Source organism: Streptomyces katrae (assembly GCF_000717655.1).
In the GTDB taxonomy this organism is placed as follows: domain Bacteria; phylum Actinomycetota; class Actinomycetes; order Streptomycetales; family Streptomycetaceae; genus Streptomyces; species Streptomyces katrae_B.
This window is the reverse complement of sequence record NZ_JNZY01000078.1, coordinates 1-11,847: the sequence shown is the minus strand read 5'-3', so window position 1 is coordinate 11,847 and position 11,847 is coordinate 1. Positions and strand designations below refer to the sequence as shown.

The window sequence follows — 11,847 nt, the reverse complement described above, 5'->3', positions numbered from 1 at the left end:
CGTCCACTTCCCACGGCTTCCGCCGAGCCACCCCACACCCCCAGATCAACGTCCTCAGGGACATCCAACCAGCCCGGAGATCATTTCGTTAGGGGTTGTAAGGGTGCCAGGCAGTGGTGGGGGCCGTAGCCGAACGCGACGTGGGGCGGGCCTTTGCGGTCGATGTCGATCCGGTGCGGCGCGGGGTAGTGCCGCTCGTCCCAGTTCGCTGCCACGTAGGAGACGTACACGGCCTCGCCGCGGCGGATGAGGACGCCGTCCACCTCGACGTCCTCGGTGGCGATGCGGGCTTGTCCGACGCCGTGTTTGTGCGGGATCCAGCGCAGCAGCTCCTCCACGGCCGCCGGTACGGCTTGCGGGTCGGACCGGAGCCGGCTCATCAGGCTGTCGTGGGTGAGCAGGAGGTAGGCCATGTTGGAGGTGTGATTGCGCACCGCGTGCCAGCCGTTGATTCCCATCAGCGTGGCCAGTGCGAGGAGTTCCTCCTCCTCGATCCTGCCGCTCTCGACTGCGGCTCCCAGTTGGCTGATGAGGTCGTCCTGCGGCCGGCGCCGGCGTTCGCGGGCCAGTTCGCGGAAAGAGGCGCGGACTTCTTCCTTGGCCCGCCGGGCCCGCTCGACGCCCGCTTCGTCTTTCGCCCGGGTCAAGATGGCGTTCGCCCACGTGCGCAGGCGGGGTCGGTCGGCCTCCGGGACACTCAGCAGAGCGCCGATGACGTGCATGGGGAAGGGGGAGGTCACGTGCCGGATCAGGTCAGCGGTGGGTCCGGACGCGACCATGGCGTCGATGTGCTCGTCGAGTACGGCTTGGATGCGGGGGCGCAGGGCTGCCATGCCGAAGCGGTTGAACGCCGAGGAGACCACGGAGCGGATGCGGGTGTGGTCGGGAGGGTCGACGAAGCTGACCGCGCGGTCCAGCGGGACGAGGTACCTGTTCATACTGGGCAGCGGTCGGCCGACGATGTCGCGGCTGAACCGGGGGTCGGAGGTGACGAACCGGACGGCGTCGTGCCGTGTCGCCAGCCAGCACTCGCCGGGGGCTCCGTGCGGCAGCCGGATCCGGATGACCGGTGCGGCCTGCGCGGCCTCGCGCAGAAACGGGTCGAAGTCGAGCGCGGCCAAGTCCGAGGCCTCGTACAAGGGGGCGGTTGTGTCGTGCATTACGGACGCCTCGCCGGCTGGTCACGGCGCAGCGGTGTGAGCTGCTCGATGTCGTAGCGGCGGCGCAGCGCCGCGATGGCACCGTGGTCCACGGGCCCGTCGGCGGAGAGGATGTCCGGGAGTTCCTCGAAATGGCGTTTGTGGTCCGGGGGCGGGGACGACTGGAGGCCAGGTCGGGGATGGCCGGCACGACGGGAGCGTACGAGCTCGAGCGTCCCCTCCAGGGCGTTGAGGTACTCCGGAACCGACACGGCCGGCCGACACAAGGTCGCCATGCAACACCCCTACCCCACTGGCACGAGAGTGCCTCCGTTGACCCGGACGCGCCCTTAACGATCACGGGTCCGTCCAGGTCACCCATGCGTACCCCTGGGGGTCGTACAAGCGGGCCGAGGCAGCCGGCCCGGCCAAGCCCCCAGCCGATGCCGTGGGGACGCGGTGGCGGCCGGGCGGCCTGGTTCCGCCACGGGCAGCGGCCACTGAGAGCCGCCTTGTGATGACCGGCCGTAGCAGGAGGGCTGCGCGGCGAAGGCGCGTGCTGCGGGTCGCCGGGTCTCTGCTCGGGGAAGATACTGAAGGTCACGGTGCGTGGAGGCGAAATGCGTGAACCCGAGCATCGTGGCCCGAGGCCGGCCTCGGTGCCCGTCAGCGAAACGGCAGCGGTCGTACTGGACGACGCAGGGGTGGTGGTCGCCTGTTCGCAGGGGGCTGTGAAGCTGCTCGACTGCGCGCCGGGTCAGACCTGTGCGCCCCTGCTGGGGCTGGTGCCGCGAGCCGGAACGGATGGGGCACCGGTCGGCCGCCCGGTGACCATTCCGGGTGGTGGTCATGCCGGCCAAAAGGCCGCCCTGACCTGCACCGTTGTCCGGCTTGCAGCCCGCACCCCAGGCGATTGCGGCGCCGACGCGCAGTGGCTCGTCCTGGTCACCCCGGCGGACACCGTGGTGCAGGCGGTCGAGCCGGATGCGTGGCGACGCCGGACGGGACTGTCCCACGCCGCCGCCGCGGGCATCGGCGCCTCGCTGGACGTGACCGAGACGGCCGAGACCCTCGTGAACCTGCTCGTGCCCGATTTCGCCGACCTGGCGACCGTGGACATCGCCGAGCAGGTGCTGGTGGGTGACGAGCCCCCGCACCTTGACGCCAGCGGCGACGTCCGCCTGCGCCGGACCGCTGCCGCGCAGAGCCCGGAGATATCCGCCGAGGACCTCCTGGCGGTGGGAGAAGCGCTTCCCCCTGTAACGGACGGTACGTTGATGCGTCCCCTCATGGAGGGGCTTCCCGTGGTGGTGCCGGACGTCGCCATCCTGCACGCCGAGCTCGGCGTGGACCCGGAGAGCCTGCCGTTGTTCGTCCCGAGCGGGGCTCACTCCTCCATCGCGGTACCGCTCTACGCACGAGGTCTGATCCTTGGCTGCGTCACGGTCTGGCGCAGCCAGTTGCCTTCCGCGTTCGGCGACGAGGACGCCGCCCTGCTGCAGGACGTCGTCTCCAGGGCCGCACTCGGCGTGGACAACGCGCGCCGCTACACCAAGGAGCACCTGTCGGCGGTCGCCCTGCAGCGAAGCCTGCTGCCTCGCTCGGCCCTGGACTCCGCCGCCGCGGAGACGGCAGGCCTCTACCAGCCGGCGGGCGGCGGCCTGGGAGTCGGCGGGGACTGGTTCGACGTGATCCCCCTGCCGTCGTTGCGCGTCGCGTTCGTCGTCGGGGACGTCGTCGGCCATGGCCTCGATGCCACCGCGGCCATGGCGCGACTGCGGACCGCGGTGCGGACCCTCGCCGACCTCGATCTGGATCCGGGTGAGCTCCTCACGCACCTGGACGATCTGGTGATCGGTCTCTCCGGAGAGGAGGTGAACGGCGTTTCCCGCTCCGAGGCGGCTGTGCTCGGAGCGACGTGCCTGTACGCCGTCTACGATCCGGTGACAAGGGGGTGCGTCGCTGCCACGGCGGGACATCCGCCGCCGGCCATGGTGTCGCCTGGTGAGCAGCCGGTCTTCGTGGACGTGTTGCCGGGACCGCCCCTGGGAGTCGGCGGAATGCCTTTCGAGATAACGGAGTTCGGCGTACGGCCCGGCAGCATGCTCGCCTTCTTCACGGACGGACTCGTCGAGAGCCGCGGCGGCGACATCGAGGAAGGAATGGACAGACTGAGGAGCGCGCTCACCGGCGCGAATTCGAGCCGGCCCCTGGGCGAGATCGGCCAGAGCGTCTTCGACAGCGTGCTTCCTCAAGAGCCCTCCGACGACGCCGCCCTGCTGCTCGCCCGCACCCACGCCCTTTCGTCCGACCAGGTCGCCGAGTGGGAACTCGAGGCCGACCTGTCCCTCGTCGCGCACGCCCGTGAGCTGGTGGTGGGTCAGTTGTCCAGCTGGCAGTTGGACGAATTGAGCTTCGTGACGGAGCTCGTCGCCAGCGAGCTCGTCACGAACGCGATCCGCTACGCAGGGGGACCGGTCGGGCTCCGGCTGATCCGCGACCGGGTGCTCGTCTGCGAGGTGTCCGACCCCAGCAGCACCCAGCCGCGCCTGCGTCGTGCACGGGAGACGGACGAGGGCGGGCGTGGCCTGTTCCTCGTCGCCCAGCTCACCGACCGCTGGGGCTGCCGGTTCACCGGGAGCGGGAAGACCATCTGGACGGAGCAGCCCCTGGGCGGGCCTCTCGGCTAGCGTGAAACGGCCGTGGTGACGGTGTCGAAGCGCATGGTGGTGCGGGATTGCCGGTCGTACCGGTCCCAGCGCGGCATGGCCGGGTGGTTGGGGTCGCCGGTGCGTATGAACGCGATCCACGCCCTGTGCATGGTCCTGGCGAGGCCGTCCCTGGTTCTGGTGTCCATTCCAGCAAGGAACGGCGCGTGCGACCACTTGTCGAAATTGTCGAAGACGAACGGCAGGTCCAGGCAGTGCGGCGCGCCCAGGCGGCCGTCGTGTGCGGGGGTGGGGAAACCGAACTCGTACGCCCAGACTGGGCGACCCCGCGCCGCCCGCGCTTCCGCGAACGCCAGGGTGGGCTTCCTGAACAGCTCGTCGGTGCTCAGGTCGATGAGTACGTCGATCGGCCGTGCGCCGGGGCGGGCAGCCTCGTAGCAGTTCACCGAAGCGTGCGCTGCGTCGCGGACGGCCTACGCTGAACCGTGGACTTCCGGCAGCTGACGTACTTCCTCGCCATCGTGGACCACGGTGGCTTCAACCGCGCGGCCGCGGCACTCTACGTGTCGCAGCCGTCCCTGTCGCAGGCCATTCAGGCCCTGGAACGCGACGTGGACGGCCGCCTGTTCCATCGGATCGGCAGGAGGGCGGTCCTGACCGAGGCCGGTAGCGCACTGGTTCCACGGGCGCGGGAAGCCCTGCACGCGCTGGAGCTGGCGCGGGCCAGCGTCGGCTCCGTCCGTGAACTGCGCGGTGGGCGCCTGGAGATCGTCGCGATGGCCTCACCCACGATCGAACCCCTCAGCACCATGGTCCAGCGCTTCACCGAGCGCTTTCCAGCGGTGTCGCCCAGCCTGCGCGTAGCCCTCACCCGCGAGGACGTGGTCGAGAGGGTGCGCACCGGAGGCTGCGAGCTCGGACTGCTGACCACCTCGTCGCCGCTGCCGAGCCGGGACGTCGTCCCGCACCATGTCGGAGACGACAGGCTCGTCCTGGTCACCCCGATGGACGGCCCCTTCCCGCCCGGGCGGGCGGTGCAAGCCGAGCAGCTTCGAGGGCACCGGCTAATCGTGGGGCAGCGGGGGACCGGGATCCGCGCTTACGTCGACGACCTGAAGGCACAGGGCATCGACGTCCGCATCGCAGTGGAGACCGAACACCGCATGGCCTTCCTGCCCCTGGTGCTCGGGGGTGTCGGACTGGCGGTCGTGACGGAATCCTGGGCCGACCTGTCCGCGCGGGCCGGAGCCCTCGTCCTCGACCTGGAACCGGCCCGCGTCCAGCACAACGTCCTGGTGAGCCGTAAGGGGCAGCTGACGCCGGCTGCCCGCGCCTTCCTGGAGATCGCCGTACCACCGGCTCATAGGACCAGCCTATGAGGCACATCGGGGATACGTGTTGGACCGGGACGACCCCTGATTGCTGGAATGCGAGCCATGAAGAACCACAGCATCGCCCTCATCCCCGGTGACGGCATCGGCGTCGAAGTCCTCCCGGCGGCACGCGAGGTCCTCGACACCGTCGGGGCGCGGCACGGCATCTCCTTCACCTACGAGCGGTACGACTGGTCCTGCGAGCGCTACCTCCGCCACGGATCGATGATGCCCGAGGACGGACTGGAGCAGCTCCGCCGCCATGACGCGATCCTCCTCGGCGCCGTCGGTTACCCGGGTGTGCCGGACCACGTCTCCCTGTGGGGGCTGCTCATCCCGATCCGCCGGGCCTTCGGCCAGTACGTCAACCTCCGCCCCATCCGCGTTTTCGACGGTCTTCCCAGCCCCGTCCGGGCGGCCGTGCCCGGCGAAGTGGACTTCGTGGTCGTCCGGGAGAACACCGAAGGCGAGTACAGCGAGATCGGCGGTCGGATGAACCGTGGCTGTCCCGATGAAATGGCCGTGCAGCAAGCGGTGTTCACTCGGGCGGGAGTGACCCGGCTCCTCGACTTCGCCTTCGGCCTCGCCGAACGGCGCGGCGGGCCCCTCACGTCGGCGACGAAGTCCAACGGGATCGTGCACACCATGCCGTTCTGGGACGAGCTCGTGGCCGAGCGCTCCGCCGAGCACCCCACCGTCGAGTGGAACCAGGAGCACATCGACGCGCTGGCCGCCAAGTTCGTCCTCGACCCCGCACGCTTCGACGTCGTCGTCGCGTCCAACCTCTTCGGGGACATCCTCAGCGACCTGGCGGCGGCCGTGGCCGGCGGCATCGGCATCGCTCCGTCCGCCAACCTCAACCCGCAGGGCGATCACCCTTCCATGTTCGAGCCGGTCCACGGATCAGCCCCTGACATCGCCGGGCAGGGCATCGCCAATCCGATCGGTGCGATCTGGTCCGCCGCCATGATGCTCGACCACCTCGGCCACCCCGGGGCAGCGGCCGACGTCACCGACGCCATCGCCCGCGTCCTGGCCACCACCCCGGTGCGCACGCGCGACCTCGGCGGTTCCGCCTCCACCGCCGAGTTCACTTCCACCCTTCTCCGCCACCTCTGACGGGGCGCGGAGGCCAGGCACGCACCAAGGACGAGGCCGGAGCCGTGCCCGATGCCGTGGCGTCGGCATGCCGCACCGTCCGCGATGCCGGGCGCCATTACCGTCGACGGCATGGACGGTGATCGCAGACGCTGGCGCCAGTGCTACCTCGGCGGGGCGGTGTTCGCCGTGTGCATGGCCGGCACCACCCTGCCCACCCCCCTCTACGGCCTCTACCAGGAGAAGTTCGGATTCTCCGAGCTCCAGGTGACGGTCGTGTACGCCGTGTACGCCTTCGGCGTCATGGGGGTCCTGCTGCTCGCGGGCAACGCCTCGGACGTCGTGGGCCGGCGGCCCGTCCTGCTGACGGGCCTCGGACTCGCGGCGGCGAGCGCCGGCTGCTTCCTGTGCGCCACCGGGCTGGGCTGGCTGTACGCGGGCCGGCTGCTGTCGGGCCTCTCCGCAGGTCTGTTCACCGGAGCCGCCACGGCCTACGTCATCGAACTGGCACCGCGGGACGGCTCCTCCCGCGCCACGTTCGTGGCGACGGCTGCCAACATGGGCGGGCTGGGCTGTGGCCCCCTGCTCGCCGGTGTGCTCGCCCAGTACGCTCCCTGGCCGCTGTACCTGCCGTTCGCCGTGCACCTCGTCCTCGTGGCCGGTTCGGCCGCCGTCCTGCTGCCACTTCCCGAGACGGTACGGGAACGGCAGCCGCTCGCGGCGGTACGGCCGCAGCGGCCCGCTCTGCCCGCGTCGGTGCGGCAGGTGTTCGTGCCCGCCGCGACCGCCTCGTTCGTGGGGTTCGCGCTGTTCGGAGTGTTCACGTCGGTCAGCCCGGCATTCCTCGTCGAATCGCTGGGCGTGCACAACCGGGCCGTGAGCGGGCTGATCGTCGCGCTGGCCTTCTTCGCGTCGACCGCCGGGCAGCTGGCCGTCGGCCGCATCGGGGTCGGCCGGTCCCTGCCGCTGGGCTGTGCGGCACTCCTCGCCGGGCTGTTGCTGCTCGCGGGCGCCCTGTACTGGGACCTGCTGGCGCTGGTGGTCCTCAGTGCGCTCGTCGGCGGCAGTGGACAGGGCCTGGCCTTCCGCGGGGCGCTCTCCGCGGTGGCCGGGGCGTCACCGGCCGACCAGCGCGCGGCGGTCATCTCGATGCTGTTCGTGGTGGCGTACGCGGGCATCTCGGTACCGGTGATCGGCGTGGGCGTCCTGGCGGGGCCCGTCGGCCTGGAGGGCGCCGGACTGGTGTTCCTCGCCTGTATGACCGCCCTGGTTTCGACCGCGGCCGTCTACCTGCTCCGCCACCCCGTGCGCGAGGCGTAGCGCACCGCCGCCCCGTAGGCCACGCCAGGCCCGGACGGAAAAGCCGAACGTGCAGTTCGAGCACCGACCCCACGGCCCGGTGCCGTCGCGCCTACAATCGGCCGGTGAGCGAAGTGAGGTGCACGTACTGCGGCACGATCGGTCTTGAGCAGGGCTTCGTCGAGGACAACGGCGAGGGCTCCCGCGGCTATGCACGCTGGATCGCCGGGCCGCTCGAGCGCGGTCTGTTGGGCGGCGCGAAGAGAATGGGCCGCCCCCGCCGCCAGATCGATGCGTACCGCTGCCCGAACTGCGGTCACCTGGAGCTCTTCGCCACCCAGGCCGTCTGAGCCGGCGGGAGCAGAGCGTACGGAGCGCGGCCTCGGAGGGTGAGCCGGGTTCGACGGGTACAGGCCGAGGATCCGGCCCGGCTCTCCCCGATCGGGCAAGCCGGGCCTTCGGTCCGGCTGGTCAGTCGTGGGCCGCGGGGCGGGGCCCGGAACCGCGGGCGTGCACGGGAAGCATCAGTGCCGAGTCCGCGTGGAGCGTCATGCGCACCGGTGTGAAGGCGGTGGCGTCCACCGCCGGCTCCCCGTTGCCGGGATTGCGGGCGTACCGCGGATGCGCGCCTCCGCTGATCTGCCAGCGTATGCGGTGGCCGACGGCGAAGCGGTGGGCGGTGGAGCTCATCGGCACGGTGATCTGCGACGGCTCCTGCCCGACCGTCCGCAGGCGGCCCAGCCCGTCGCAGATGTTGACGGAGCGGCCCTGGGCATCCACGTCGCACAGGCGGGTGAAGACGTCGGCGTGACCGGTGTCCGTGGAGATGCTCAACCGCGCGGAGACCGGGCCGAGGACGTCCACGGGCGCGGTCAGCGGGGGACCCGTGAACGTCAGTACGTCCTCCCGGGCCTCCAGGGTCTTGTTGTCGCGCGGACCGGCGGTACGGGAGAGGAGAGGGCCGCCGAGGGAGGGGGTCGGGTCCTCCTGGTCGTAGCGGAACGACGTCAGCGGCGCGGAGTCCGTCGGAGACTGCTGGGTGAGATGGCCCTGCGCGGTGGGGAACCACGGGCTGACGTCCGTGGCCGGCGGCCAGTCGGCGAGGTTCCTCCAGGCGTCCTGGCCGCCGACGTGCAAGCGCACCCGCGTGGGACGCAGGCCGGAGGGATCGGCACACAGGTGGGCGCGCAGCCAGGCGAGGCTCTCGGCGAACACCTCGGGCCAGCCCTGTTGCAGGGCGGAGGCGTGGGTCCAGGGGCCGACGAGCAGGGCGGTCTCGCACCCGGCCGCACACAGCCGGTCGTACTGCTCGAAGGTCTGGTCGGCCAGCGCGTCGTGCCATCCGGTGATCAGACTCGTGGGCACGCGGAGCCGCAGTGCCGACTTGGCCAGCGACGCGCCCCGCCAGTACGGGTGGTCGGCGTCCGGGTGCGTCATCACCTCGTCCAGCCAGGGCACCTGGCCCCCGAGGGCCGAGGCGTACGCCCCGCGCACTGGCTTCGCGGTGGTGACCTCGCGCAGCCGGCGCTGCAGTCGCAGTGTCGCCTTCAGGAACGGTCCCGTGCCCTGGTGCTGGTAGGTCATGCCCACGCCGACGGCGAGGGCGGTCTCCAGGCGCAGCGCACCGTCGGTGTGGAACAGGGCGTAGGGGTCGTGCAGCCCCACCTGCACCACCATCGCCTTCAGTTCCGGCGGCGGGTCCAGGGCGAGGGCCCACTGTACGTAGCCCAGGTAACTGGGGCCGATGGTCCCGAGCGTTCCGTTGAACCAGGGCTGCTCGCGCAGCCAGGACACCGTGGCCCGGCCGTCGGCCGCCTCATTGCGCCACAGGTCGAACGCTCCCCCCGAACCGCCGGTGCCGCGGCAGCTCTGCAGGACCACGTGAAAGCCCTGTTCGGCGAAGAGCAGGCCGTACATGGGGGACCACGGCAGGCCCCTGCCGTACGGCGAGCGCACCAGGAGGGTGGGGAAGTCGCCCTCGGTGCGCGGGAAGTAGTGGTCCGTGATCAGCGGGCTGCCGTCGGCGGCCGGGACCACGAGCCCATGCTCCCACCCGACCTCGTGCAGTTTGGCCGGGAGACGGTGCCATGTCGCCCTCATCATCCGTGCGGCCAGCGGCGGTTTCCCGGCAGGCGGTGCCCAGGTGGGCCTCGACACAGCACCGTGCGTGGGTGACGTCATCGCTCTCCTCCTAATTTCCGTACAGTGTACGAGAATAGAGCATGCTTGACTGGGGCCCGCAAGGGCCGCCGATCAAGGAGAGGAGCGTGGACCGTGCCCCGCGAAGGAAATGGCGGCGCCCCAGGCATCGACCCCCAGCAGCTCTGGCTGGGCTCTGACCAGCCCCGAAGGGGCCGCAAGCCCGCCTACAGCCGAGAGGCGATCACCGCGGCGGCCGTGGCCCTGGCGGACTCGGAGGGGCTCGAAGCGGTCACCATGCGGAAAGTCGCCGAACGGGTCGGAGCCGGCGTCATGTCGCTCTACAGCTACGCGCCCGACAAGGAGACGCTGCTGAACCTGATGGTCGACCACGTCAGCGGCGAACTGCCGACCGCACACACGCTCACCGGCGACTGGCGCGCCGACCTGAAGGCGATCGCCCACCTCCAGCGCGCCCACATGCTGAGGCACCCCTGGCTGCCCGCAGCCCTGACCACCCGCCGCGTCCCCGGCCCCCACACCCTGGCCTTCCTGGAGCGCGCGCTCGCCGCCCTGCGGCCCGCCGGACTGGACGGTGCGGCGAAGCTGGAGGTCTTCGCCCAGCTCACGGCGTTCGTGGCGGGGCACGTCGCTCACGAGACGGCGCAGGCAGCGCTGGCGCAGTCCCCGGACCGGGCCGCAGCCGAAGCCCGCTACCTCGCGGTCGTCGCCGCAGACGGCCATCACCCGGAACTCGCCGCAGCCCTCGCGGCGCCGGGACGCCCCCCTGCTCCCGAAGCCACCTTCAGCCGGTTCCTGAACCGCCTGATCGACGGCCTCGACACCAACTGATCCAGTAGGCCGCCGGGAGACGTGGATGACGGGGTGGTTCTGGCGCGCGGTGACCGACGAACCGGCGCCCTCGGGGTGCCGCTAGCTCGCGCCGGGGACGGCCGAAGGAGAAAGCCGAAGTGTCCGGCTTCGGTGACGTGGCCGGTGGCTTGCCGTCGCGCCCCGGCGATGGGACACAGAGCGCTCGCGAGCCTGCCCAGATCGAGGTGGTGGCGCGCAGTGAGAGCACTTCCAGCTGCCACGCCGATGAGGTGAGGGGCGGCGGTGAACCCGGTCCATGTACGGCATGTGAAAAGCGGATGGCGATGCCGACGACGAGGATGAGGATGATGGCGAGGAAGACGCCGGGCAGGTCGATGTTGTTGCGGCCGTTCTCGAGGAGTTGGCCGAGGCCGAGTCCGAGGTCGGGGGAGCTGGCGATGATTTCGGCGGCCATGAGGGAGCGCCAGGAGAAGGCCCAGCCCTGCTTGAGGCCGGCGAGGTAGCCGGGGAGCGCGGCCGGCATGACCACGTGCCGGGCACCGCTGAGGCCGGTGGCGCCGAGGGTGCGGCCGGCCCGCAGGAACAGCGGCGGGATCTGGTCGATGCCGGAGACGAGGCCGTTGGCGATGGAGGGGACGGCGCCGAGCAGGATGACCGTGTACATCATGGCGTCGTTGAGCCCGAACCAGAGCACCGCCGGCGGCACCCAGGCGACCGAGGGCAGGGACTGCAGACCCTGGAGGATGGGGCCGATCGCGGCGCGGACGAACTTGACGCGGGCGACGATGAGTCCGAGCGGGGTGCCGATGGCCAGGGCGAGCAGGAAGCCGAGCAGACCGCGCGACACGCTGGTCCAGATGACCTCCAGCAGGGTGCCTTTGACCCACATCTCGGACAGGCTGTCCCAGACCGCGGACAGTGCGGGGAGTTTGGTCTCGTCGGTGACGTGCGCTGCGACGAGGACCTGCCAGACGAGGAGCACGAGGCCGACGGCCAGAAGCGGGGGCAAGGCCTTCTTGACGAGGACCTCGCGGGCGGGGGTGCGGTGGGTCTGGACGGCGTCGAGGGCGTCGAGGCCGGCCTCCAGCCCGGCGAGGTCGTCGGTTTTGGCTTTGGGGGTGGTGTCAGTGCTGGCCATGGCGGCGGATCTCCCCACGCAGGTGTTCAGTGATCTCGAGGGACAGTTCCGCGACGTCCGCGTCCTCGATGCGGCGGGGCTGCGGGATGCCGACGGTCCATTCCTTGGCGATGCGGCCGGGCCGCGAGGACAGCAGGACCACACGCTGCGCGAGCCGC

At 71.0% G+C, this 11,847-nt stretch carries 10 protein-coding genes and 2 pseudogenes; 6 read left to right on the top strand and 6 right to left on the bottom strand.

The genetic code is table 11. The features are described 5' to 3' along the window. Window positions 1-80 precede the first annotated feature (80 nt). Complete coding sequence (locus IF09_RS0139170) at window positions 81-1,160, bottom strand: cytochrome P450 (protein WP_051833666.1); 1,080 nt, start codon at window positions 1,158-1,160, stop codon at window positions 81-83. Then, a pseudogene (locus tag IF09_RS0139165) lies at window positions 1,160-1,324 on the bottom strand (cupin); the annotation flags it as partial. The gene IF09_RS0139170 and the pseudogene IF09_RS0139165, both read right to left, overlap by 1 nt. Window positions 1,325-1,798: 474 nt before the next feature. On the opposite strand from IF09_RS0139165, the gene IF09_RS0139160 reads away from it, so the two are divergent. After that, entirely contained in the window at window positions 1,799-3,829 is a 2,031-nt protein-coding gene (locus tag IF09_RS0139160) for an ATP-binding SpoIIE family protein phosphatase (protein WP_158710208.1), read from the top strand. Here the strand turns inward: IF09_RS0139160 and IF09_RS0139155 are convergent. Then, the gene (locus IF09_RS0139155; protein ID WP_030304270.1) at window positions 3,826-4,254 is read right to left on the bottom strand and encodes a carboxylesterase family protein; all 429 of its coding nucleotides are present in this window, start codon (window positions 4,252-4,254) and stop codon (window positions 3,826-3,828) included. The two genes, IF09_RS0139160 and IF09_RS0139155, sit on opposite strands and share 4 nt — an antisense overlap. 39 nt (window positions 4,255-4,293) lie before the next feature. Between IF09_RS0139155 and IF09_RS0139150 the strand changes: the two genes are divergently transcribed. From IF09_RS0139150 to IF09_RS0139135, 4 genes are all read left to right on the top strand, one after another. Beyond that, window positions 4,294-5,187, top strand: a complete 894-nt coding sequence (locus tag IF09_RS0139150) for a LysR family transcriptional regulator (RefSeq protein ID WP_030304268.1) — start codon at window positions 4,294-4,296, stop codon at window positions 5,185-5,187. Window positions 5,188-5,244: 57 nt separating this feature from the next. Further along, entirely contained in the window at window positions 5,245-6,300 is a 1,056-nt protein-coding gene (locus IF09_RS0139145; RefSeq protein WP_030304267.1) for a tartrate dehydrogenase, read from the top strand. Between the two features lie 111 nt (window positions 6,301-6,411). Beyond that, the gene (locus tag IF09_RS0139140) at window positions 6,412-7,599 is read left to right on the top strand and encodes an MFS transporter (protein WP_030304265.1); all 1,188 of its coding nucleotides are present in this window, start codon (window positions 6,412-6,414) and stop codon (window positions 7,597-7,599) included. Window positions 7,600-7,703: 104 nt separating this feature from the next. Further along, window positions 7,704-7,928: a hypothetical protein gene (locus IF09_RS0139135; protein WP_030304262.1), complete on the top strand. Its 225-nt coding sequence runs from the start codon at window positions 7,704-7,706 to the stop codon at window positions 7,926-7,928. A 121-nt stretch (window positions 7,929-8,049) separates the two neighbouring features. On the opposite strand, the gene IF09_RS0139130 is transcribed toward IF09_RS0139135, so the two are convergent. Next, window positions 8,050-9,678 (bottom strand): CocE/NonD family hydrolase, encoded by a 1,629-nt coding sequence (locus IF09_RS0139130; RefSeq protein ID WP_234321337.1) that lies wholly within the window; start codon window positions 9,676-9,678, stop codon window positions 8,050-8,052. Between the two features lie 174 nt (window positions 9,679-9,852). On the opposite strand from IF09_RS0139130, the gene IF09_RS0139125 reads away from it, so the two are divergent. Next, window positions 9,853-10,569, top strand: a complete 717-nt coding sequence (locus tag IF09_RS0139125) for a TetR/AcrR family transcriptional regulator C-terminal domain-containing protein (RefSeq protein ID WP_030304258.1) — start codon at window positions 9,853-9,855, stop codon at window positions 10,567-10,569. On the opposite strand, the gene IF09_RS0139120 is transcribed toward IF09_RS0139125, so the two are convergent. Both IF09_RS0139120 and IF09_RS0139115 read right to left on the bottom strand, forming a co-directional pair. Next, a complete protein-coding gene (locus IF09_RS0139120) occupies window positions 10,523-11,689 on the bottom strand; it encodes an ABC transporter permease (RefSeq protein ID WP_267882210.1) in 1,167 nt (388 codons plus the stop codon). The genes IF09_RS0139125 and IF09_RS0139120 overlap by 47 nt on opposite strands. Further along, a pseudogene (locus IF09_RS0139115) lies at window positions 11,676-11,847 on the bottom strand (ABC transporter ATP-binding protein); the annotation flags it as partial. The gene IF09_RS0139120 and the pseudogene IF09_RS0139115, both read right to left, overlap by 14 nt.

Excerpts from the sequence above, each read along its gene's own strand:
- IF09_RS0139170 (WP_051833666.1), bottom strand. The coding sequence starts at position 1,160 with ATGCACGACACAACCGCCCCCTTGTACGAGGCCTCGGACTTGGCCGCG.
- IF09_RS0139120 (WP_267882210.1), bottom strand. The coding sequence starts at position 11,689 with ATGGCCAGCACTGACACCACCCCCAAAGCCAAAACCGACGACCTCGCC.
- IF09_RS0139145 (WP_030304267.1), top strand. The coding sequence starts at position 5,245 with ATGAAGAACCACAGCATCGCCCTCATCCCCGGTGACGGCATCGGCGTC.
- IF09_RS0139140 (WP_030304265.1), top strand. The coding sequence starts at position 6,412 with ATGGACGGTGATCGCAGACGCTGGCGCCAGTGCTACCTCGGCGGGGCG.
- IF09_RS0139130 (WP_234321337.1), bottom strand. The coding sequence starts at position 9,678 with ATGAGGGCGACATGGCACCGTCTCCCGGCCAAACTGCACGAGGTCGGG.